The sequence below is a fragment of the Geodermatophilus sp. SYSU D00708 genome (assembly GCF_054050115.1).
This window is the reverse complement of sequence record NZ_JBJGYS010000006.1, coordinates 1-21,085: the sequence shown is the minus strand read 5'-3', so window position 1 is coordinate 21,085 and position 21,085 is coordinate 1. Positions and strand designations below refer to the sequence as shown.

General features: G+C 75.5%; 25 protein-coding genes. 21 read left to right on the top strand and 4 right to left on the bottom strand.

The features are described from left to right. Positions 1–38 precede the first annotated feature (38 nt). From ACI79D_RS07115 to ACI79D_RS07105, 3 genes are all read left to right on the top strand, one after another. Entirely contained in the window at positions 39–257 is a 219-nt protein-coding gene (locus tag ACI79D_RS07115; RefSeq protein WP_456917630.1) for a hypothetical protein, read from the top strand. Positions 258–438: 181 nt separating this feature from the next. Further along, on the top strand, positions 439–2,022 hold the full coding sequence (ffh, locus tag ACI79D_RS07110; RefSeq protein ID WP_456917629.1) for a signal recognition particle protein: 1,584 nt from the start codon (positions 439–441) through the stop codon (positions 2,020–2,022). A gap of 19 nt (positions 2,023–2,041) precedes the next feature. After that, positions 2,042–3,124: an amidohydrolase family protein gene (locus tag ACI79D_RS07105; protein WP_456917628.1), complete on the top strand. Its 1,083-nt coding sequence runs from the start codon at positions 2,042–2,044 to the stop codon at positions 3,122–3,124. On the opposite strand, the gene ACI79D_RS07100 is transcribed toward ACI79D_RS07105, so the two are convergent. Further along, positions 3,118–4,371: a HAMP domain-containing sensor histidine kinase gene (locus ACI79D_RS07100; RefSeq protein ID WP_456917627.1), complete on the bottom strand. Its 1,254-nt coding sequence runs from the start codon at positions 4,369–4,371 to the stop codon at positions 3,118–3,120. The two genes, ACI79D_RS07105 and ACI79D_RS07100, sit on opposite strands and share 7 nt — an antisense overlap. After that, a complete protein-coding gene (locus ACI79D_RS07095; RefSeq protein ID WP_456917626.1) occupies positions 4,368–5,054 on the bottom strand; it encodes a response regulator transcription factor in 687 nt (228 codons plus the stop codon). Before ACI79D_RS07095 ends, ACI79D_RS07100 begins: the two co-directional genes overlap by 4 nt. 122 nt (positions 5,055–5,176) lie before the next feature. Here ACI79D_RS07095 and ACI79D_RS07090 point away from each other — a divergent pair, with 122 nt between their 5' ends. Next, on the top strand, positions 5,177–5,740 hold the full coding sequence (locus ACI79D_RS07090; protein ID WP_456917625.1) for a hypothetical protein: 564 nt from the start codon (positions 5,177–5,179) through the stop codon (positions 5,738–5,740). Between the two features lie 168 nt (positions 5,741–5,908). Continuing rightward, a complete protein-coding gene (locus ACI79D_RS07085; protein WP_456917624.1) occupies positions 5,909–7,666 on the top strand; it encodes a proline--tRNA ligase in 1,758 nt (585 codons plus the stop codon). A 9-nt stretch (positions 7,667–7,675) separates the two neighbouring features. Here ACI79D_RS07085 and ACI79D_RS07080 read toward each other — a convergent pair whose 3' ends face one another. After that, the gene (locus ACI79D_RS07080; protein ID WP_456917623.1) at positions 7,676–8,083 is read right to left on the bottom strand and encodes a VOC family protein; all 408 of its coding nucleotides are present in this window, start codon (positions 8,081–8,083) and stop codon (positions 7,676–7,678) included. Positions 8,084–8,241: 158 nt separating this feature from the next. Between ACI79D_RS07080 and rpsP the strand changes: the two genes are divergently transcribed. The 16 genes from rpsP to ACI79D_RS07000 all read left to right on the top strand — a co-directional run bounded on the left by rpsP (position 8,242) and on the right by ACI79D_RS07000 (position 20,287). Beyond that, a complete protein-coding gene (gene rpsP, locus ACI79D_RS07075; RefSeq protein WP_456917622.1) occupies positions 8,242–8,697 on the top strand; it encodes a 30S ribosomal protein S16 in 456 nt (151 codons plus the stop codon). A gap of 3 nt (positions 8,698–8,700) precedes the next feature. After that, entirely contained in the window at positions 8,701–8,937 is a 237-nt protein-coding gene (locus ACI79D_RS07070) for an RNA-binding protein (protein ID WP_456910496.1), read from the top strand. A gap of 12 nt (positions 8,938–8,949) precedes the next feature. Then, on the top strand, positions 8,950–9,498 hold the full coding sequence (gene rimM / locus ACI79D_RS07065) for a ribosome maturation factor RimM (RefSeq protein ID WP_456917621.1): 549 nt from the start codon (positions 8,950–8,952) through the stop codon (positions 9,496–9,498). Then, positions 9,495–10,232 carry a tRNA (guanosine(37)-N1)-methyltransferase TrmD gene (gene trmD / locus ACI79D_RS07060; RefSeq protein WP_456917620.1) on the top strand — a complete coding sequence of 246 codons (738 nt, stop codon included), beginning with the start codon at positions 9,495–9,497 and terminating at the stop codon, positions 10,230–10,232. Before rimM ends, trmD begins: the two co-directional genes overlap by 4 nt. Next, a complete protein-coding gene (locus ACI79D_RS07055; RefSeq protein ID WP_456917619.1) occupies positions 10,225–10,725 on the top strand; it encodes an NUDIX hydrolase in 501 nt (166 codons plus the stop codon). Before trmD ends, ACI79D_RS07055 begins: the two co-directional genes overlap by 8 nt. A gap of 145 nt (positions 10,726–10,870) precedes the next feature. Beyond that, complete coding sequence (gene rplS / locus ACI79D_RS07050) at positions 10,871–11,227, top strand: 50S ribosomal protein L19 (protein ID WP_436691790.1); 357 nt, start codon at positions 10,871–10,873, stop codon at positions 11,225–11,227. Positions 11,228–11,294: 67 nt separating this feature from the next. Beyond that, on the top strand, positions 11,295–12,236 hold the full coding sequence (gene lepB / locus ACI79D_RS07045) for a signal peptidase I (protein ID WP_456917618.1): 942 nt from the start codon (positions 11,295–11,297) through the stop codon (positions 12,234–12,236). Between the two features lie 261 nt (positions 12,237–12,497). Further along, positions 12,498–13,202 (top strand): LuxR C-terminal-related transcriptional regulator, encoded by a 705-nt coding sequence (locus ACI79D_RS07040; RefSeq protein ID WP_456917617.1) that lies wholly within the window; start codon positions 12,498–12,500, stop codon positions 13,200–13,202. 438 nt (positions 13,203–13,640) lie between these two features. Next, entirely contained in the window at positions 13,641–14,324 is a 684-nt protein-coding gene (locus ACI79D_RS07035) for a ribonuclease HII (protein WP_456917616.1), read from the top strand. Further along, positions 14,321–14,641 (top strand): DUF2469 domain-containing protein, encoded by a 321-nt coding sequence (locus ACI79D_RS07030; RefSeq protein ID WP_456917615.1) that lies wholly within the window; start codon positions 14,321–14,323, stop codon positions 14,639–14,641. The genes ACI79D_RS07035 and ACI79D_RS07030 overlap by 4 nt, the downstream gene beginning before the upstream one ends. 131 nt (positions 14,642–14,772) lie before the next feature. Then, a complete protein-coding gene (locus ACI79D_RS07025; RefSeq protein ID WP_456917614.1) occupies positions 14,773–15,132 on the top strand; it encodes a YraN family protein in 360 nt (119 codons plus the stop codon). Then, on the top strand, positions 15,129–16,649 hold the full coding sequence (locus tag ACI79D_RS07020; RefSeq protein ID WP_456917613.1) for a YifB family Mg chelatase-like AAA ATPase: 1,521 nt from the start codon (positions 15,129–15,131) through the stop codon (positions 16,647–16,649). Before ACI79D_RS07025 ends, ACI79D_RS07020 begins: the two co-directional genes overlap by 4 nt. Then, a complete protein-coding gene (gene dprA / locus ACI79D_RS07015; protein WP_456917612.1) occupies positions 16,646–17,899 on the top strand; it encodes a DNA-processing protein DprA in 1,254 nt (417 codons plus the stop codon). The genes ACI79D_RS07020 and dprA overlap by 4 nt, the downstream gene beginning before the upstream one ends. A 114-nt stretch (positions 17,900–18,013) precedes the next feature. After that, positions 18,014–18,949, top strand: coding sequence for a tyrosine recombinase XerC (locus ACI79D_RS07010; protein WP_456917611.1), 936 nt, complete (start codon positions 18,014–18,016; stop codon positions 18,947–18,949). A gap of 109 nt (positions 18,950–19,058) precedes the next feature. Next, positions 19,059–19,859, top strand: coding sequence for an RNA polymerase sigma factor WhiG (gene whiG / locus ACI79D_RS07005; protein WP_456917610.1), 801 nt, complete (start codon positions 19,059–19,061; stop codon positions 19,857–19,859). 17 nt (positions 19,860–19,876) lie between these two features. Beyond that, positions 19,877–20,287, top strand: a complete 411-nt coding sequence (locus ACI79D_RS07000; protein WP_456917609.1) for a thiol-disulfide oxidoreductase DCC family protein — start codon at positions 19,877–19,879, stop codon at positions 20,285–20,287. 10 nt (positions 20,288–20,297) lie between these two features. Here ACI79D_RS07000 and ACI79D_RS06995 read toward each other — a convergent pair whose 3' ends face one another. After that, complete coding sequence (locus ACI79D_RS06995; protein WP_456917608.1) at positions 20,298–20,792, bottom strand: murein hydrolase activator EnvC family protein; 495 nt, start codon at positions 20,790–20,792, stop codon at positions 20,298–20,300. Positions 20,793–21,085 lie beyond the last annotated feature (293 nt).

Genomic DNA, 21,085 nt, shown 5'->3' with positions numbered 1-21,085 from the left:
GGACGGAACGGTCCCGTCGTCCGGGGGAGGGAACCCGCATGCACCACCGGTCCTTCGAGATCGCGGCGGCCGAGGGGCGCGTGTGGCACTGCCCGGCCTGCGCGGACGACCGGGAGTTCGTGCAGCCGCCCTGCGTCGACGGGCACACCGCCGACGGCGGCGAGTGCCCCGAGTGGGCCTGCGCCGACTGCGGGACGGCGGTGTTCTCCGCCGCCTCGGTCGCCGTCGTGGCGGTCGTCGCGCGCCGCGCCGCCTGAAGGAGGCCCTCCCGCCGCTCGCAGGCTCGCGACGGGACCCTGCAGGGGGCCTGAGTTCCGCGGTGCTCGTTAGGCTGGTCGGGAGGTGGCGCGACGGCCCCGGGTCCCCGGGTGCCGGCAGCCGAGCAGCCGGTCGGTCCGACCGGCCGGCCGCGCCCGCGAGAACTGCTGAGGACGTGCTGTGTTCGAGACCCTCTCCGACCGCCTCGACAAGGTGTTCAGCGGCCTGCGCGGCAAGGGCCGGCTCACCGACGCCGACATCGACGCCACCGCGCGCGAGATCCGCATCGCGCTGCTGGAGGCCGACGTCGCGCTGCCGGTGGTGCGGGCCTTCATCACCGCGGTCAAGGACCGGGCGCGCGGCGCCGACGTCTCCCAGGCGCTGAACCCCGCCCAGCAGGTCATCAAGATCGTCAACGAGGAGCTCATCGAGATCCTCGGCGGGGAGACCCGCCGGCTGCGGTACGCCAAGCAGTCGCCGACGGTCATCATGCTGGCCGGTCTGCAGGGGTCGGGTAAGACGACCCTGGCCGGCAAGCTCGGCCGCTGGCTCAAGGCCCAGGGCCACACCCCGCTGCTGGTCGCCGCCGACCTCCAGCGGCCCAACGCGGTCAACCAGCTGTCGATCGTCGCCGGCCAGGCCGGGGTCGACGTCTTCGCGCCCGAGCCGGGCAACGGCATCGGCGACCCGATCCGCGTCGCCGCCGACTCCATCGAGCACGCCCGCCGCACCATGCACGACGTCGTGGTGGTCGACACCGCCGGCCGGCTGGGCATCGACGCCGAGCTGATGGCCCAGGCCGCCGGCATCCGCGACGCCGTGCAGCCGGACGAGACGCTGTTCGTGGTCGACGCGATGATCGGCCAGGACGCCGTCACCACCGCGGAGGCCTTCCGCGACGGGGTCGGGTTCTCCGGCGTCGTCCTCACCAAGCTCGACGGTGACGCCCGCGGTGGTGCGGCGCTCTCGGTCCGGTACGTGACCGGCCAGCCGATCATGTTCGCCTCCACCGGCGAGAAGCTCACCGACTTCGACGTCTTCCACCCCGAGCGGATGGCCTCGCGCATCCTCGGCATGGGCGACGTGCTCACCCTCATCGAGCAGGCCGAGCAGGCCTTCGACGCCGAGCAGGCCGAGAAGATGGCCGGCAAGCTCGCCTCGCGGGAGGGCTTCACCCTCGAGGACTTCCTCGAGCAGATGATGGCCATCCGCAAGATGGGGCCGATCGCCAACCTGCTGGGCATGCTGCCCGGGGCGGGGGCGATGAAGGAGCAGCTCAAGCAGGTCGACGACCGCGACCTGGACCGCACCGCGGCGATCATCCGGTCGATGACCCCCGAGGAGCGGGTCAACTCCAAGATCATCAACGCGTCGCGCCGGGTGCGCATCGCCAACGGCTCCGGTGTCACCGTCACCGAGGTCAACCAGCTGCTGGAGCGCTTCGCGCAGGCCCAGAAGATGATGGGTCAGATGGCCGGGAGCATGGGGCTGCCCGGCATGGGCCCGATGTCGAAGAAGGCCCGCGGCCGGCAGATGCAGGCCCAGTCCAAGAAGGGCAAGAAGGGCAAGGGGAAGGGCAAGGGCGGCCCCGCCCGCCGGCCGATGGGCGCTCCGGGCCTGCCGCCCGGCGCCGGCTTCCCCGGCGGGCTCCCGGGTGGGATGCCGGGTGGGATGCCCGGGGGGATGCCGTCGCTGCCGCCCGGGCAGGGCCTGCCCGACCTCACCAAGCTGAACTTCGACCAGTTCAAGGACGACCGGCCGTGACGTCGGCTCCCGCCCGGCGGTGACCGCTCCGGCCCTGCACCTCGCCGGCGTCCTGCTGCCCGAGGCCGAGCACCGCGACCTGTGGGTCCGGGACGGGCGGCTGACCTTCGACCCGGTCCCCGGCGCGGAGACCGTCAGCCGCGGCGGCTGGCTGCTGCCGGGGCTGGTCGACGCGCACTGCCACGTGGGCATCGGCCGCGGCGGCGTGCACGTCGAGGACCTCGCCGGGCTCCGCCAGCAGGCGGTCGCCGAGCGGGACGCCGGGGTGCTGGCCCTGCGCGACTGCGGCTCGCCGGTCGACACCCGCGCGCTGGACGACGAGCCGGACCTCCCGCGGATCATCCGGGCCGGCCGGCACCTGGCCGCGCCGCGCCGCTACATCCCCGGGCTGGCGGTCGAGCTCGCGCCGGACGACCTCGTGGCCGGGGTGCGGGTGCAGGCCCGCCGCGGCGACGGCTGGGTGAAGCTCGTCGGCGACTGGATCGACCGCGGTGCCGGCGACCTGGCCCCCGAGTGGCCGGCCGAGACCCTGCGCGCGGCGATCACGGCCGCGCACGAGGAGGGGGCGCGGGTGACCGCGCACACCTTCGGCACCGACGCGCTGCCCGACCTCATCGGCGCGGGCATCGACTGCATCGAGCACGGCACCGGACTCACCGAGGAGCTGGTCGGCGAGATGGCCGCGCGCGGCACGGCCGTCGTCCCGACGCTGGTCAACGTGGAGAACTTCCCGTCCTTCGCGGCTGCGGGGGAGGCGAAGTTCCCCGCCTACGCCAGCACGATGCGGCGGCTGTACGCGACGTCGGGGGCGGTGGTCCGCGCGGCGTACGAGGCCGGCGTGCCGGTGTTCGCCGGCACCGACGCCGGCGGCGGCATCGACCACGGCCGCATCGCCGACGAGGTGCGCGCCCTGGCCGCGGCCGGGCTGCCGGCCGAGGCGGCGCTGAGCGCGGCGTCGTGGGCAGCCCGGGACTGGCTGGGCCTGCCGTGCATCGAGGAGGGCGCACCGGCCGACCTCGTCGTCTACGACGGCGACCCGCGCGCGGACCTCGACACCCTGGCCCGGCCCCGGCTCACCGTCCTGCGCGGCCGCGTCTACTGACCGGCCGGCGGGCCCAGCTCGAGGGTGACCTCCGCGCCCGCGGGAGAGGAGGACACCCGCAGCGCACCCCCGGAGCCCTCCGCGGTGCGGCGGGCGATGTCCAGCCCGAGGCCGGTCGAGCCGCCCCCGCTGGTCCCGCGGTCGACGGCGGACGGCGGCAGCCCCGGCCCGGCGTCGGCCACGGTGACCTCCGCGCCACCGTCGGCCCGCGGTCGGACGGCGACCCGGAACCCGGCGCCCTCGGGCGTGTGGGCGAAGACGTTGCCCAGCAGCGCGTCGACGGCCGCGCCCAGGTCGGCGGCGGCCACCCGCACCGGCAGCGGCCCCGCGGCGAGGTCGACGTCCACGGCCCGCCGCTCCTCGTCCGCCAGCACCGACCAGAAGCGGACCCGCTCGCCGACGACGGCCGCGGCGTCGCACCCGGCCCCCAGGCCCTCGCGGACGGTCCGCCGCGCCTCGCTGATCACCTCGTCGACGCCGCGGCTGACCGCGTCGACGTCGCCGAGCAGCCGCTCGCGGTCGGCCGGCGGCAGGGCCTCGACGTCCAGCCGCAGAGCGGTCAGCGGGGTGCGCAGCCGGTGCGCGAGGTCGGCCGCGGCCTCCCGTTCGGCGGCGAGCAGCTCACCGATCCGGTCGGCCAGCCGGTTCATCGCGGTGCCCACCTCGCGGACCTCGTCCGGCCCGGCCGGCGTCACCCGCGCGGCCAGGTCGCCGCTGCCCAGCCGGTGCGCGGTCGTCGCGAGGTCGGTGACCGGGCGGGTCAGCGAGCGCGCCAGCCGGTCGGCGACCAGCAGCGCCAGCAGCAGCAGGACGACGCCCAGCCCGGCGAGCACCAGCCAGGTGCGGGTGACCCCCGCGTGCAGCTCCGCGGCCGGGACGAAGACCTCGACCACCGCCGTCCCGTCGTCGCGGCGCACCGGCTGGACCAGGCGGGTGCCGTCCTCGCCCTCGCGCACCTCGGCGCTCGACGGCGCGGGGTCCGCGCCCAGGACGCCGACCTCGCCGAGCCAGGTGTCGTCGATCCAGCGCACCGCGACCGTCCCGCCGTCGGAGACCGGCAGGCCGGCGGCCACCTCCGCGCGCTCGTCGAGCCCGACGACGGGGATGAGCAGCTGCAGCTGGACGCGGGCGGCGTCCAGCGCCCGGCCCTCCGCGACCCGCGCCACCAGCGCCGCCGCGGGCAGGAGGAAGGCCAGCAGCACGACCGACGTGGTCGCCGCCACCAGCAGCGTGATCTGCCGCCTCACGAGCCCGGCTCGGCCAGCCGGACACCCACCCCGCGGACGGTCTGCAGCAGCCGTGGCTCGGCCGCGGACTCGCCGAGCTTGCGGCGCAGCCAGGACAGGTGCACGTCGACGGTCTTGTCCGAGCCGCCGTAGGGCTGCTGCCAGACCTCGGTGAGCAGCTCCCGCTTGGGCACCACGGTGCCGGCCCGCGCCGCGAGGTAGGCGAGCAGGTCGAACTCCTTCGGCGAGAGCTCCACCTGCTCCCCGGCGTGCGTGACCCGCCGCGAGCGCGGGTCGACGGTGAGGTCGCCGACGGTCACCGGGGCCGGTCCGCCCTCGGCGCCGGCGGCCCGGCGCAGCACCGCCCGGATGCGGGCCTCCAGCTGCCCCGCGGAGAACGGCTTGACCACGTAGTCGTCGGCGCCGGCGTCCAGGGCGGCCACGACGCTGCCGTCGTCGTCCCGCGCCGTCGCGACGATCACCGGGACGGCGGAGACGGCGCGCAGCATGCGCAGCAGCTCACCGCCGTCGAGGTCGGGCAGCCCGAGGTCGAGGACGACGAGGTCGGGGCGGCCCTCCACGGCCGACCGGAGGCCGGTCAGGGCGGTGCCGGCCGAGCTCACGGCGTGCCCGCGCTCCCGCAGCGCGCGGATCAGCGCGGTGCGGATGCGCTCGTCGTCCTCCACCACCAGGAGCTGGGCCACGGCCGGACGCTAGCGCCGCCGGGGCCTGCGCGGGCGTCCCCCAGGAGAGGGGTGTGCTCCCGTGCCTTCCCTTGGCACCGTCTTAACGTGGCCTTGACCGAGGCGGCGACAGGGTGTGCCGCATGAAGCGAACCGTCGCACTCGGAGCCCTCTGGACCGCCTCGGCGGCCGCGGCCGTCGGGCTCGGCTTCCTCGCCGTGTCCTTCGTCGACGCGGGCGCCGCACCCGCCACCCGGCCGGCCGCGGTCACGACGTCGGCGCCGTCCTCGTCGGCCCAGGGCGACCCGGCGGCACCGACCCCCGAGCCGCCGGCGGCGCCCTCGGGGGAGTACGCCACGGTCGGGGGGACGGTCTACGCCTCGTGCGACGGCGACGTCCTGGACGTGGCCGCCGCACCGGCCGCCGGGTGGTGGCTCGACGACCAGGACTCCGGCGGCGAGGTGGAGTTCGAGAGCGCGACGCAGAAGGTCGAGGTGCACGTCTCCTGCGCCGGCGGCAGCCCCGTCTTCTCCGACGAGGGCGTCCGGGCCGACGCGAACGAGCCCGAGGACTCGTCCCGCACCTCGAGCCCCGCGTCGTCGAGCGCGCCGTCGAGCGCATCGGTCGACGACTCCGCGGGCCGGGGCGACGACTCCGGTGCGGACGACGACGGCGGTCGCGGCCGAGGCCGCGGCGACGACGACTGAGTGATCGGCGCGCCCGCCGATGGCGAGGCGCGGCGGAGAGCGCGCGGGCAGGCGCTCGCGGTGGACCCGTCGCGGGGGGCCGGAGGCCCTCCCGAGCAGGGACGGGGAGATGGGGCTCAGCACTGCGCCGGGGGGCACTTGGCCGCGGGTGGAGCCCGGAGGGCGACAATGCGCTCCGTGCTGTTGCGGATGTCCACCCTGTTCCTGCGCACCCTGCGCGACGACCCGGCCGACGCCGAGGTCCCGAGCCACCGCCTGCTGGTCCGGGCCGGCTACATCCGGCGAGCGGCGCCGGGCGGGTTCACCTGGCTGCCGCTGGGCTACCGGGTCTTCCGCAACGTCGAGCGGGTCATCCGCGAGGAGATGGACCGGATGGGCGCCCAGGAGGTGCACTTCCCGGCGCTGCTGCCCCGCGAGCCCTACGAGGCCACCGGCCGCTGGACCGAGTACGGCGACAACCTCTTCCGACTCAAGGACCGCCGCGGCGTGGACCACCTGCTCGGCCCCACGCACGAGGAGATGTTCACGCTCCTGGTGAAGGACCTGTACTCGTCGTACAAGGACCTCCCGCTGTCGCTGTACCAGATCCAGACCAAGTACCGGGACGAGGCGCGGCCCCGGGCCGGCCTGCTGCGCGGCCGCGAGTTCACGATGAAGGACAGCTACTCCTTCGACGTCGACGATGCGGGCCTGGACAAGAGCTACGCCGCCCACCGCGACGCCTACATCCGGATCTTCCACCGGCTCGGGCTGGAGTACGTGATCGTCTCGGCGATGTCCGGGGCGATGGGCGGGTCGAAGAGCGAGGAGTTCCTGCACCCCACCGAGATCGGCGAGGACACCTTCGTCCGCTCGGCCGGCGGCTACGCGGCCAACGTGGAGGCGGTCACCACCGTCGTCCCCGACGACATCCCGCTGGAGGGCCTGCCCGAGGCGCACGTCGAGGACACCCCCGACACCCCCACCATCGAGACCCTCGTCGCGGTCTCGCAGGAGATGTTCCCGGACGCCGGGTACACCGCCGCGTCGACCCTGAAGAACGTCGTCGTCACGCTGGTCCACCCCGACGGGACGCGCGAGCCGCTGGTCGTCGGCATCCCCGGCGACCGGGAGGTCGACCTCAAGCGCCTCGAGGCCCAGGTCGCCCCGGCCGAGATCGCGCCGTTCGAGGACTTCGCCAAGCACCCGCAGCTGGTCAAGGGCTACATCGGCCCGCAGGTGCTGGGCGCCGACAGCCCGTCGGGGATCCGCTACCTCGTCGACCCGCGGATCGTGCCCGGCAGCCGCTGGATCACCGGGGCCAACGAGACCGGCAAGCACGTGTTCGACCTCGTCGCCGGCCGGGACTTCGGCTGGGACGGCGTCGTCGAGGCCGCCGAGGTGCTGCCCGGCGACCTCGCCCCGGACGGTTCCGGCCCGCTGGAACTGGCCCGCGGCGTGGAGATCGGCCACATCTTCCAGCTCGGCCGCAAGTACGCCGAGGCGCTCGACCTCAAGGTGCTCGACGAGAACGGCAAGCTGGTCACGGTGACCATGGGCTCCTACGGCGTCGGCGTCTCCCGCGCCGTGGCCGCGATCGCCGAGTCCACCCACGACGAGCTGGGCCTGGTCTGGCCGCGCGAGATCGCGCCGGCCGACGTGCACGTGGTCGCCACCGGCAAGGACGCCGCCGTCTTCGAGACCGCCGAGTCCCTCGCCCAGGAGCTGGTCGCCGCCGGGCTGACGGTCCTCTACGACGACCGGCCGAAGGTGTCGCCGGGGGTGAAGTTCAAGGACGCCGAGCTGCTCGGGATGCCGACCATCGTCACGGTGGGCCGCGGGCTGGCCGACGGCGTCCTCGAGCTGCGCGACCGCGCGACCGGTGAGCGCGAGCAGGTGCCGGTCGCCGAGACCGCGGCCCGCGTGCTGGCCGCCGTCCGCAGCTAGGAGGATCGGTCAGGACGTCGCTGACCCAGCGACCAGTTCGACCTCGTAGCCGTCGGCGTCCTCGAGGTAGGCGGCCCGGTGCTCCGGGCCGCCGGCGAACGGGTGCCGGTCGGGGAACAGCAGCCGCCAGCCGTGGGACGGCGCCTCGGCGACGAGTGCGTCGAGCTCGGCGGCCGTCCCGGCCCAGAACGCGAGGTGGTTCAGGCCGGGGGCGCGCCGCTCGTGGACGACGCCGGTCAGGGCCGGGGACTGCTCGACGACGACGTAGACCCCGTCGGCCCGCCACGACCGGCCGTGGGCCCAGGACTGGTACGGCTGCGCGCCGAGCGCGGTCAGCAGCCACCCCCACGAGCGCTCGGCGCGGGCCAGGTCGGGGACCCACAGCTCGACGTGGTGCAGCAGACCTCGCCTCGGCATGGGGTCATCCTGCGGGATCTGGCATGATGGTCGGTCGAACACGGCGGTGGGCGGCCCTCTCACCGTTGCCGGCCGTGTCCCTGGCTCCGCCCCGGCGTACCCCACGCGTCCGTCCGGCGAGCAACCGACGAAAGCGTTCGAGGAGAACACGAGCCACCGTGGCCACCAAGATCAAGCTCATGCGCCTGGGCAAGATGCGCGCCCCGTACTACCGGATCGTCGTCGCCGACGCCCGCACCAAGCGGGACGGCCGCTCGATCGAGACGATCGGCAAGTACCACCCGAAGGAGGACCCGTCCTTCATCGAGGTCGACTCCGAGCGGGCGCAGTACTGGCTGGGTGTCGGCGCGCAGCCGACCGAGGCCGTCGCCGCCATCTTCCGGGTGACCGGTGACTGGCAGAAGTTCAAGGGCGAGCCGGCCCCGCCGCCCATGAAGGTCGCCGCCCCGAAGCCGGACAAGAAGGCCCTCTACGAGGAGGCCGTCCGCAACGCGGGTGCCGAGGAGCCGGCCGCCGGCGCCACCACCCCGAAGAAGAAGGCCGCCCCCAAGGCCGACGACGCCGCCGCGGCCTCCTCCACCGGGGACGCCGCCGCCGAGACGCCCGCCGAGTAAGACGTGCTCGAAGAGGCGCTCGAGCACCTGGTCAAGGGCATCGTCGACCACCCCGAGGACGTCACGGTCGACCTGCTCAGCAGCCGGCGCGGCAAGACCCTGGAGGTCCGGGTGCACCCCGACGACCTCGGCAAGGTCATCGGCCGCGGCGGGCGCACCGCCAAGGCGCTGCGCACCGTGATGACCGGCGTCGGCGGCCGGGGCCTGCGGGTCGACGTCGTCGACACCGACGGGCGCTGAGCCCTCCCCTCGTTGAGCACCGCCTCCGACGAACCCACCGACACCGTGGTGGTCGGCCGCATCGGCCGGCCCCACGGTGTCCGTGGTGAGGTGACCGTCGAGGTCCGCACCGACGACCCCGACCTCCGGTTCACCCCCGGCACCGTCCTGCTCACCGAGCCCGCCGGGCGCGGGCCGCTCACCGTCGCCGGACGCCGCTGGCACCGCGACGTCCTCCTGCTGTCCGTCGAGGGCCCGGGCGGCCAGGTCGTCGACAGCCGCGAGGCGGCCGAGGAGCTGCGCAACACCGAGCTGCACGTCGCCGTCGCCGACCTGCCGCAGCTCGACGACCCCGACGTCTTCTACGACCACCAGCTGGTCGGCCTCACCGCCCGCCTGCCCGACCAGACCGTGCTGGGCGCGGTGACCGCCGTCCGCCACGAGGGCGCCGACCTGCTCGTCGTCCGCCGGGAGGAGGGCGGGGAGCTGCTCGTCCCCTTCGTGGCGGCGATCGTGCCGACCGTCGACGTGGCGGGCGGCTTCGTCGTCGTCGACCCGCCCGAGGGGCTGCTGGACCTGTGACCTTCCGGATCGACGTCGTCACGATCTTCCCCGAGTACCTGGCTCCGCTGCGCCAGTCGCTGCTGGGCAAGGCGGTCGAGCGGGGCCTGGTCGACATCGGCGTGCACGACCTGCGGCAGTGGACCGACGACGTCCACCGCACCGTCGACGACGCCCCCTACGGCGGTGGACCGGGCATGGTCATGCGCCCGGAGCCGTGGGGCCGCGCGCTGGACGCCGTCCGCCCGCCGGGCACCCGGCTGGTGGTGCCCACCCCCGCCGGGCGCCCGTTCACCCAGGCGATGGCGGCGGAGTGGTCGCGGGAGCCGGGCCTGGTCTTCGCCTGCGGCCGCTACGAGGGCATCGACCAGCGGGTCGCCGACTGGGCCGCCGACGCCGGGCCGGTGTCCGAGGTCTCCCTCGGCGACTACGTGCTCGCCGGCGGGGAGTCCGCGGTGCTGGTCATGGTCGAGGCGGTCACCCGGCTGCTGCCCGGCGTGGTGGGCAACCGCGAGTCGGTCGAGTTCGACTCGCACGCCGACGGCCTGCTCGAGGGCCCCTCCTACACCCGGCCGGCGTCGTGGCGCGGTCACGACGTCCCGCCGGTGCTGCTCTCCGGTGACCACGCCGCCATCGCCCGGTGGCGGCGGGCGGAGTCGCTGCGCCGGACGGCGGCCCGCCGGCCCGACCTGCTGGCCGCGCTCCCGGAGGACGCGCTGACGCCCGCCGACCGGGCCGTCCTCGACGATGCCTGAGCGCGCCTGGGTGCGCCCGACCGCGCGCGTGGTCGTGCTGGACCCCGCCGGGCGGGTGCTGCTGCTGGGTGCGCGGCTGACCGATCCCGCGGTGCCGCCCGGCGAGGTGCTGTTCTGGTACACGCCGGGCGGGGGAGTGGACCCCGGTGAGAGCGTGCGGGAGGCCGCCGTCCGGGAGCTGGCCGAGGAGATCGGCCTGCTCGTCGAGCCCGCCGCGCTGGAGGGCCCGGTGTGGTTCCGGCGACACGTCGGCCCGTTCGCCGGGGTCCCGATCGACTCCCGGGAGACCTTCTTCGTGCTGCGCGACGTCGTCCACGAGGTGGACCCGCGCGGGCGCACCGAGCTGGAGCTCCTCGGGCAGGAGCCGCACCGCTGGTGGAGCGCCGCGGAGGTCGCCGCGGAGGCCGTGGAGTTCGCGCCCCGGGAGCTGGCCACCCTGCTGCCGCAGTTGCTGGAGGGGCCCTGGACGGGGCCGCCGCGCTTCGTCGCCTGAAGATGTGGCACAGTAGAGAGCTGCTGCGGACCGTCGGCCCCTCGACGTCGAGCTCCTCCCGGAGTGCAGCTCCCCGGATCGGACAGCCGGGGCCGCTCGCTGTCCGCACCGCAGAAGACGCAACCGCTAGGACAGGACTGCCGCGATGAACACCCTGGACGTACTCGACGCCGATTCGCTGCGCGCCGACATCCCCGAGTTCCGCCCGGGCGACACCGTCAAGGTGCACGTGCGCGTCATCGAGGGCAACCGCTCCCGCATCCAGGTCTTCCAGGGTGTGGTCATCCGCCGTCAGGGCGGGGGCATCCGCGAGACCTTCACCGTCCGCAAGGTCAGCTTCGGCGTGGGCGTGGAGCGCACCTTCCCGGTGCACACCCCCGTCGTGGAGAAGATCGAGGTCGTGACCCGCGGTGACGTGCGTCGCGCCAAGCTGTACTACCTCCGCGAGCTGCGCGGCAAGGCCGCCAAGATCAAGGAGAAGCGCGAGACCGTCTCGCGCTGACACGCTCCACCGGCCGGGCGACCGGCCTGACGTCGGCGGGTCTCCCGCGGCCGTACGCTGGCTCCTGATGAGCAGTGACCGGCCCGGGTGGCCCGCCGACGTCGTTCCGGAGGGCGAGGAGCCACGACCGGCCACCTCCACCGGTGACATCCCACCCCGCGAGACCCGGTCCGCCGCCCGCCGGCGGCGCCGCCGCGAGCGCGCAGAGGAGCGGAAGAAGGGCTCGCTGCTGCGCGAGCTCCCCGTGTTGCTGGTCGTCGCCTTCGTGCTCGCCCTGCTGGTGAAGACCTTCCTCGTGCAGGCGTTCTTCATCCCGTCCGGCTCGATGGAGCAGACGCTGCACGGATGTCCGGGGTGCACCGGCGACCGCGTCCTGGTCAACAAGGTGCCGTACTGGTTCGGCGAGCCCGAGCCCGGCGACATCGTCGTCTTCCGAGGGCCGGACACGTGGTCGCCCGAGGTGGACGTCGCCGAGCCGAGCAACTGGTTCACCGGGGCGCTGCTGTGGCTGGGGCGTGCGGTCGGTGTCGCCCCGCCCAGCGAGGACGACTTCGTCAAGCGGGTGATCGCCACCGCGGGCCAGACCGTGGCCTGCTGCGACGCGCAGGGCCGGGTCACGGTGGACGGCGAGCCGCTCGACGAGCCCTACATCTACGAGAACACCCCGCTGGAGTCTCGGGCGTTCGCCCCGGTCATGGTCCCTGAGGGCCGGCTCTGGGTGATGGGTGACCACCGCTCGGCGTCGGCGGACTCGCGCTCCCACGTGGGCGACCAGTACTCCGGGACCATCGCGGTGAGCGACGTCATCGGCAAGGCCGCGCTCATCGTCTGGCCGCTGGACCGCTTCGACCTGCTGGACTCGCCCGACATCCAGGGCGTGGAGGCCGCCGGGGAACCGACGTCCGGTGCCGCGGCCGTGGCCGCTCCCTACGCCCTGGGCCTGGTGGGCGCGGTCCCGCTGACCGCCTGGCGACGACGACGCAGGGCTCCGGCCCGTCGGCGGCGCTGATCCGCCATCCCTCGACGAGACCCGCGCCACGCCTCCCGGCGTGCGCGGGTCTCGTCGTGTCCGGGGACTTTCCCGGAATGGACGTCGCCATGTCGACACGAATGGTTCGGTCGCCTTTTCGCTGTTCTCCGTGTGACTCGGCAATGGCGTCCGGAGTGCTGGGAAATTCTTCGGATGATTTCCGAGAAAACGTTCAAGCAGCTCTCTCACTCGTCCGATGGAGATGGTGTAAGCCACCGAATGCGTGAAACGGAGTCTGCTGTGTCTGCAACCCTGGCGAGCGCCGCCCGCGGCGTCACCCGCGTGCTGATCCTCGCCGATGCCCCCGTCCTGCGGCGGGGTCTGGTGAGCATGATCAACGAGACTGCCGGCATGCAGTCGGTCGGGACCCCCGGCGAGCTGCGCCGGGCACTGACCCTGGTCGAGACCGCCCGCCCGGACGCCGTCGTCGTCGAGCTGGGCCCCGGCCGCGCCGCCACGCTGAACGCCTGCCGCGACCTGCGCCGCCGGTACCCCCGGGTGACGATCGTCGCCCTGGGCACCTCCGAGGACCCGGCCGTGGTCAACGAGGCGCTGGCCGCCGGCGTCCGCGGCTACCTCATGATCAACACGTCGCCGACGCTGCTCGGGTGGGCGATCCTGGCCGCCCGCGCCGGCCGGACCGTGGTCGACCCGCAGATCCGCCGCGTCGAGCCGTCGGCCACCTCGGCCGCCAAGCCGCTGGCCCCCGAGGTGCCGCTGACCCGGCGCGAGTCCGACGTCCTCGACGAGCTGATCCAGGGCCAGTCCAACCGGCAGATCGGCCGCAACCTGTTCATCAGCGAGGACACCGTCAAGTCCCACGTGAAGGCGATCCTGCGCAAGCTGGGCGCCCGCGACCGGGCCCACGCGGTCTCCCTGGTGCTCTCCTCGCGCAACGGCGGGTGCACCTGCGGCGCCCACAGCCTCGCTCCCGCCGAGGTCTGACCCCCGTACTCCGGGGTGCCGGTGGACTCGCCGCCGTCGCCGGACCCCCGGGGCGCCCGTACGGACCGTCCGCCTCCTCGGCGGTCCGCCGGGCGCCACCGGGCCGCTCGTCGGCCCGCCTGAGCCGCTCGTCGGCTCGCCCCCGGGCCGCCCGTCGGCCCACCTGAGCCGCTCGTCGGCTCGCCGATCGGGCCGCCGCCGGCCCGCCGGTCCCATGGGCCGGTCCCCTCTGACCCCGGGGACCGGCCCCTGGCGTCTCGGGCCCTCCGCACCGATGCGGCCCGTCGACCGGACCCGCCGGGAGTGCGCCGTCCGGTCACCGTCGCGTCGTACTGTCGGACCGCGATGCCTCCCCGTACCACCCCCTCCGCCGTCCAACCGGGCCCCCGTGCCCGGCGGGTGCGGCCCGGCGAGGACCGGCCCGACGCCCTGTGGGACATGGAGCGATCCCTGCGCCGCCGCGGCTTCGACGCGATCGCCGGCGCCGACGAGGCCGGCCGGGGCGCCTGCGCCGGGCCCCTCGTCGCCGCGGCCTGCGTGCTCCCCGCCGGTCGCCGGGGCCGGGTCCCCGGGCTGGCCGACTCCAAGCTGCTCACCGCGGCCGCGCGGGAGCGGGTCTACGCCGAGATCGTCGACCGCGCCGTCGCCTGGTCGGTCGTGGTCATCCCGGTGGCCGACCTCGATGCCCGCGGCATGCACGTGACCAACATCGAGGCGCTGCGCCGGGCGGTGTGGACCCTCGACCCGGGCGCGGACTACGTCCTCACCGACGGGTTCCCCGTGTCCGGCCTGGCCCGGCCCACGCTGGCGGTGTGGAAGGGCGACCGGGTGGCGGCGTGCGTCGCCGCCGCGTCGGTGCTGGCCAAGGTCACCCGCGACCGGATCATGCTCGACCTGCACGAGCGGTGGCCGGAGTACGACTTCGCCGTCCACAAGGGCTACATCACCGACGCGCACAGCGCCGCGCTGGACCGTCACGGCCCCTGCCCTGAGCATCGGATGCGGTTCGTCAACGTCGCCCGCGCACGCGATGCACACGCCGAGCGGGTACTCCAGCTGACCGGCTCCGCCGCGATGGTCGATGATGGGGCCATGCGCCCTGTGTCCGGAGAGTCGCGATGAGCACCGAGGACCTGGAGAAGTACGAGACCGAGATGGAGCTGCAGCTCTATCGCGAGTACCGGGACATCGTCCGGCAGTTCACCTACGTGGTGGAGACCGAGCGGCGCTTCTACCTGGCCAACGCCGTCGACCTGCAGGTCCGCGAGGCCGGGGGTGAGGTGTACTTCGAGCTCAAGCTCTCCGACGCCTGGGTGTGGGACATGTACCGGCCGGCGCGGTTCGTGCGCAACGTGCGGGTGCTGACCTTCAAGGACGTCAACGTCGAGGAGCTGGACAAGCCCGACCTCGAGCTGCCCGACGGCCCTCGGCTGACCTGACTCCCGCGCCACGGCGCCCAGGCTGCCCCGACGCGCCGTCGTGGACGTCCTGACCGTCCACAGGCCCCCCGTCCGTCCACAGACCGCCGCCGGGCATGGCGCCGGGCTCCTGGGCGACCGACGGTCGGCGGGTGGCAACGAGATCGGACCTCGGCATCCAGGGCGAGCGCATCGCCGCCGCCTACCTCATCGACAGGGGCCTGCGGGTCCTCGACCGGAACTGGCGCTGCCGCGACGGTGAGCTCGACATCGTCGCCCGCGAGGGCGAGGCGTTGGTCTTCTGCGAGGTGAAGACCCGCCGTGCCGTGGGCTTCGGCCACCCCGTGGAAGCGGTCGACCCGCGCAAGCAGCGCCGACTGCGGACGCTGGCCCAGCGGTGGCTGGCCGCCCACGACGAACACGCACCCGAACTGCGGTTCGACGTGGTCGGGGTGCTGGTCCGGCCGGCGCGGCCGGCGCTGGTCACCCACCTGAGGGCGGCGTTCTCGTGACGCTCGCACGCACCTGGTCGGTCGGGCTCGCCGGGGTGCACGGTGCCATGGTCGACGTCGAGGTGGACATGTCGGCCGGGGTCCCGCAGGTGGTGCTCGTCGGCCTGCCGGACGCGGTCGTGCGGCAGTCGGTGGACCGGGTCCGCGCGGCCGTGGTGAACGCCGGCGGTCGCTGGCCGCTGCGCCGGATCACGATCGGCCTGTCGCCGGCGTCGATGCCCAAGCAGGGGAGCGGCTTCGACCTGGCGCTGGCCGCCGCGGTGCTCGCCGCGGACGGGGCGGTCCCGGCGGAGTCGGTGGGCCGGCTGGTGCTGGTCGGCGAGCTGGGCCTGGACGGCTCCGTCCGCGCCGTCCGCGGGGTGCTGCCCGCCGTGCTGGCCGCGGCCCGGGCGGGGCACGGCACGGTCGTCGTCCCCGCCGGGAACGCCGAGGAGGCGGCCCTGGTCGACAGCGTCGAGGTGCTGGCCGCCGGCACGCTCACCGATCTCGTCGATCACCTGCGGGGTCGCACGTCGTTGCCTCGCCACAGCCGCGGCCCGCTGCCGCCGCCACCCCCGGGCCCGGACCTGGGGGACGTCGTCGGCCAGGCCATCGGGCGCCGCGCGGTCGAGGTGGCGGCCGCGGGTGGCCACCACCTCTTCCTGACCGGGCCGCCGGGCGCCGGCAAGACGATGCTCGCCGAGCGGTTGCCCGGCCTGCTCCCGCCGCTCGACGAGCAGGCGGCGCTCGAGGTCACCGCCATCCACTCGGTGGCGGGCACCCTGCCGCCCGGCGCGCCGCTGGTGACCCGCCCGACGTTCGAGGCGCCGCACCACTCCGCGACGATGGCGGCACTGGTCGGCGGCGGGTCCGGGCTGATCCGCCCGGGAGCGCTCTGCCGGGCGCACCGCGGCGTGCTCTTCCTCGACGAGGCCCCGGAGTTCCCGCGTGCGGTGCTGGACACCCTGCGCCAGCCGTTGGAGCGCGGGCAGGTGACGATCTCGCGGGCCAGCGGAGCGGCCACCTTCCCGTGCCGGGCGCAGCTCGTGCTCGCCGCGAACCCCTGCCCCTGCGCCAGTGCCGCGGGGGAGGCCGCCTGCACCTGCAGCCCGCTGGAGCGGCGGCGCTACCAGTCGCGGCTGTCCGGGCCGCTCCTGGACCGCATCGACCTGCGCGTCGACCTCCCCGCCGTCACCCGGGCGGCCTGGCTGGAGGCCGGCAGCGCCCCGGAGTCGACCGCGGTCGTGGCCGCGCGGGTGCTGGCGGCGCGCAGCACGGCCGCCGAGCGGCTCGCCGGCACGGGGCTCGGGCTCAACAGCCAGGTGCCCGGCCGGATGCTGCGGGAACGGTGGTCCCCGCCCCGGCCGGCGCTGCGGCTCGCGGAGCGGGCGCTGGAGCGGGGTGCGCTGTCCGTGCGCGGCTACGACCGCGTGCTGCGGGTCGCCTGGACCCTCGCCGACCTCGCCGGGCGGACGGTGCCCGCGCCCGACGACGTCGCGGAAGCGCTCGGCCTGCGGCTGCAGCGGGTGGCGGCATGACCGCCGTGCCGAGCCTCGACGAGGACATGGAGGAGGGACTGGCCTCGCCCGCCGGCCTCGACGGGGCTGTCCCGCCGTCGGTGCGCCGGGCCCGGGCGTGGCTGAGCCGGGCGGCGGAGCCGGGGAGCATCCCGTTCTGGCGCTTCGTCGACGACCTCGGTCCCGTGGAGGCGGTGCGGCGGCTGCGGAGCGGCCGCGCACCCGACGCCGTCCGCGCTCTCGCGGGCGCGCGGGTCGATCAGGACGCGTCCCTGGCCGACCTTGCCCGAGCCGAGCGATGCGGCGCCCGGCTGGTGGTCCCCGAGGACGACGAGTGGCCCGGCCTGCTCCTGCACTCGCTCACCCTCGCGACCAGCGAGGAGCCCGACGACCCCCGCCAGCAGTCGCCCCGCACGACGGCGCCGGTGCCGCCGGTGGCCCTCTGGGTCCGCGGCCCGGGTCGGCTCGACGACCTGGTCGACCGATCCGTCGCGATCGTCGGTGCCCGGGCGTCGACCGCCTACGGCGAGCACGTGGCGGGAGAGTTCGGGCACCGGTTGGGGGAGCGGGGCTGGACGGTCGTCTCCGGCGGTGCCTTCGGCATCGACGCGGCCGCCCACCGTGGCGCACTCGCCGCCGAGGCGCCGACCGTCGCCGTCCTGGCCTGCGGGGTCGACCGGGTCTACCCGGCGGCGCACGGGGCGCTGTTCCACCGGATCGCGGAGGAGGGGCTGCTGGTCAGCGAGTGGCCGCCCGGGGCCGCGCCGCACAAGCACCGGTTCCTGGTGCGCAACCGGCTCATCGCCGCACTGACCCGCGGCACCGTCGTGGTGGAGGCCGCCGCCCGGTCCGGTGCGCAGGCCACCGCGCGGCGGGCGGGCCGGCTCGGCCGGCGGGTGCTGGTGGTGCCCGGTCCGGTCACCACCGCGATGTCGGTGGGCTGCCACGAGCTGCTGCGCGACGAGGAGCTCGGTGCGGTGCTGGTGGCCAACGCCGCGCACGTGCTGGAGGAGGTCGGTCGGGTGGGGGAGGACCTCGCCGACCCGCCCGTGCGGCCGACCGAGCCGCGGGACGGGCTGTCGGACGTCGCTGTCCGCGTGCTCGACGCCTGCCCGGTGCGCTCCGGGGTCAGCCCCGAGCGGCTGGCCGCGACCGCCGGCTGCGACGTGCTCGACGTGCTGCGCGTGCTCCCGGCGCTGGAGCTGGCCGACCTCGTGGAGCGGACCGCTGCCGGGTGGCGCCTCGCCGCGCCGGACCGGTCCGGCCGGTGAGCGCGGGGCGGGACGGGCGGGGAGCCCGGTGCCAGCGGGGAGGAACGGAACTGGCGGGTCCAGGGGTCGGCGCGGCTGCTTGACCGGCGGCGGGCGCCGTCGGACCGTTCCGGGGTGACCGCCCGGACCGCCGATGCGCGCGCTGCGCTGCCGCCGCAGCTGGCCGAGGCGCTGGCCGGGTACGAGGACCACCTGCGCACCCAGCGGGACCTGTCCGAGCACACCGTCCGCGGCTACGTGGGCGACGCCGTCTGGCTGCTCGACCACCTCACCCGGCGCGGCGGCACCCGGGTCGACGACCTCGACCTGGCCGCGTTGCGCAGCTGGCTGGCCCAGGGGCGCACCCGCGGCGCGGGGCGCGCCACCACCGCCCGGCGGGCCGCGGCGGCGCGGTCGTTCACCGCCTGGCTGCGGCGGGCCGGCCTCACCCCCGAGGACGTCGGCCAGCGGCTGGTCAGCCCGAAGGCGCACCGCGTCCTCCCCGACGTGCTCGCCCCGGACCAGGCGCGCGCCGTGGTGGAGTCGGCGGCCGGGGCGGAGGAGCCGGTCGGGCTGCGCGACGCCGTCGTCCTCGAGCTGCTCTACGCCAGCGGCATCCGGGTCAGCGAGCTGGTCGGGCTCGACGTGGACGACGTCGACCGCGGCCGCCGCCTCCTGCGGGTGCTCGGCAAGGGGCGCAAGGAGCGCAGCGTCCCCTACGGCGCCCCCGCCGAGCGGGCTCTCGACGCCTGGCTCACCCGCGGCCGTCCCGCCCTGGCGACGGCCGACTCCGGCCCCGCCCTGCTCCTCGGGCTGCGCGGACGGCGGCTGGACCCCCGCGAGGCGCGCCGCACGGTGCACGCCGCGGTGGCCGCCGCGCCCGGGGCCCCGGACATCGGGCCGCACGGCCTGCGCCACTCCGCGGCCACCCACGTGCTCGAGGGCGGCGCCGACCTCCGCTCGGTCCAGGAGCTGCTGGGCCACGGCAGCCTGGCCACCACCCAGATCTACACCCACGTGACCGTCGAGCGGCTGCGGGCGGTCCACGCTCAGGCCCACCCGCGCGCCTGAGGAGAGCCCCGACGTGTCTGACACAGTTGTCGTGCCCACGACCGAATCGCCCACCCTGCCCACCCCGAGGCGGCCCTGGCCGGCCTCCGGACCATCGGGAGCGCAGACAGTGCCCGAGGCCACCATCCACCGGCTCGACGGGGCCCACGACGACGCCGACGCCGCGCTGGCCGAGCTCTGGGCGAACTACGTCGCCGATCGCGACCCCGCCCTCCGGGACCGGCTGATCCTGCACTACGCCCCGCTGGTGAAGTACGTCGCCGGCCGGGTGGGCAGCGGCCTGCCCGCGCACGTCGAGCAGGCCGACCTCGTCTCCTACGGCACCTTCGGGCTGATCGACGCGATCACCCGCTACCAGCCCTCCCGCGAGGTGAAGTTCGAGAGCTACGCGATGGCGCGCATCCGCGGCGCGATCATCGACGAGCTGCGCAGCACCGACTGGATCCCGCGGTCGGTGCGGATGAAGGCGCGCCAGTTCGAGCGCACCGTCGCGACGCTCGAGAGCCGCCTGCAGCGCAGCCCCACCGACGAGGAGGTGGCCGCCGAGATGGACATGGACGTCGAGGAGGTCCGCAAGTTCCTCGGCCAGCTCTCCCTGGTCAACGTGGTGGCCCTCGACGAGCTGCTCTCCGACGACGAGGGCGGCGCGCCGCGCCTGGTCGACACCCTGCAGGACCCCAGCGCCCTGGACCCGCAGGCCATGGCCGAGCACGGCGAGGCCCGCCAGCTCCTCGCGCGCGCCGTGGAGCAGCTGCCCGAGCGGGAGAAGGTCGTGGTCAGCCTGTACTACTTCGAGGGCCTGACCCTGGCCGACATCGGCCGCGTGCTGGGCGTCACCGAGAGCCGCATCTGCCAGTTGCACACCAAGGCGGTGCTGCACCTGCGGACCAAGCTCGCCGACATCGCCTGACGGCGACCGGGCCCCAGGTGCGCCGGCCCGTCCTCGTCTACGACGGGGACTGCGGTTTCTGCACCCGCGCCGCGGAGGTGGCTCGCCGCCTCCTGCCGCCGGACGCCGCGGTGACCCCGTGGCAGTCGGCCGACCTGGCGTCCCTCGGCGTGACCCCGGCGCGGGCGCGCCGCGAGGTTCTCTGGGTGTCGCGGACCGGCCGCGTCGCCGGGGGTGCCCGCGCCGTGGCCGAGGCCCTGCGGGCGGCGGGCGGCCCCTGGGCGGTCCTCGGGGTCGTCCTGCTCGTGCCCCCGCTGTCCTGGGCAGCCGCGGGCGTGTACCGGCTCGTCGCGGCCAACCGCATGCGCCTTCCGGGCGGCACCGCAGCCTGCGCCGTCCCGCCCCCGCCCGACGAGCACCGGGGCGGCGCGGCGGAGCCGGGCCCGTGACCGCCGCCGCTCACCCGAGCGGCAGCAGGCGCACCTCCGGCGGTTCCAGCAGCGCCATCGGGTCCAGGTAGCTCTCCCCGCGGCGCAGCCCCCAGTGCAGGCAGGCAGCGGCCGGACAACCGTCGTGCCCCGCGGCCAGCGTGCCCAGCGGGGAGCCCCGGGTCACCGCCTGCCCCGCGCCGACGCCCGCCACGACCGGCTCGTAGGTCGTCCGCAGACCGCCGGGGTGGTCGACGCTCACCACCGGCCGCCCGGCGACCATCCCCGCGAACGCCACGACGCCGTCGCCGGCGGCCAGGACGGCGGCGCCGGGTGCACCCGCGAGGTCGACGCCGCGGTGACCGGCGGCGTACCGGCCCGGCGGCGGGTCGAACGGCCGGGTCGCCGCGCCGTCGACGGGCCGCACCCACAGCGCCGTGACCGGTGTCGGAGCGGGCTCGGCGACGGCGGGCGCGGGGCCGAGCAGGAGTGCCCCGGCGAGCAGCAGGGGAGCGAGGCGGCGCACTCCGGCAGCCTCCGCCCGGGACCGGGCGGGCGGGCCGGTGGACGGCGGTCTGTGGACGGTCCCGGCCGCTGGGGAAGCCGTCCCCGCGCGGGGCGTATGCTCGTCGGTGCGACCCGTCTGAGCCGGGTCGACTTCGCGCGTCCTCGAGCTCGCTGGAACCAGCGGGCCGGTCGCCACCTCGGTCCCCGTGGGAGTCCTCCGCGGGGTGGTGTGGCGCCCGTGGACGCCAGGGCGGTGCACCACCCGGTGCCCGCGACAACCGAGGAGCGCGGCCGCCGAGCGGCCGCGCGCGA

What these genes read in the sequence shown, in the direction of transcription:
- lepB (WP_456917618.1), top strand. Translation starts at nt 11,295, where the DNA reads ATGAGCAGTGACCGGCCCGGGTGGCCCGCCGACGTCGTTCCGGAGGGC.
- dprA (WP_456917612.1), top strand. Translation starts at nt 16,646, where the DNA reads ATGACCGCCGTGCCGAGCCTCGACGAGGACATGGAGGAGGGACTGGCC.
- ACI79D_RS07030 (WP_456917615.1), top strand. Translation starts at nt 14,321, where the DNA reads ATGAGCACCGAGGACCTGGAGAAGTACGAGACCGAGATGGAGCTGCAG.
- ACI79D_RS07055 (WP_456917619.1), top strand. Translation starts at nt 10,225, where the DNA reads ATGCCTGAGCGCGCCTGGGTGCGCCCGACCGCGCGCGTGGTCGTGCTG.
- ACI79D_RS07115 (WP_456917630.1), top strand. Translation starts at nt 39, where the DNA reads ATGCACCACCGGTCCTTCGAGATCGCGGCGGCCGAGGGGCGCGTGTGG.
- rplS (WP_436691790.1), top strand. Translation starts at nt 10,871, where the DNA reads ATGAACACCCTGGACGTACTCGACGCCGATTCGCTGCGCGCCGACATC.
- ACI79D_RS07035 (WP_456917616.1), top strand. Translation starts at nt 13,641, where the DNA reads ATGGAGCGATCCCTGCGCCGCCGCGGCTTCGACGCGATCGCCGGCGCC.
- ACI79D_RS07085 (WP_456917624.1), top strand. Translation starts at nt 5,909, where the DNA reads ATGCGCTCCGTGCTGTTGCGGATGTCCACCCTGTTCCTGCGCACCCTG.
- ACI79D_RS07090 (WP_456917625.1), top strand. Translation starts at nt 5,177, where the DNA reads ATGAAGCGAACCGTCGCACTCGGAGCCCTCTGGACCGCCTCGGCGGCC.
- ACI79D_RS07080 (WP_456917623.1), bottom strand. Translation starts at nt 8,083, where the DNA reads ATGCCGAGGCGAGGTCTGCTGCACCACGTCGAGCTGTGGGTCCCCGAC.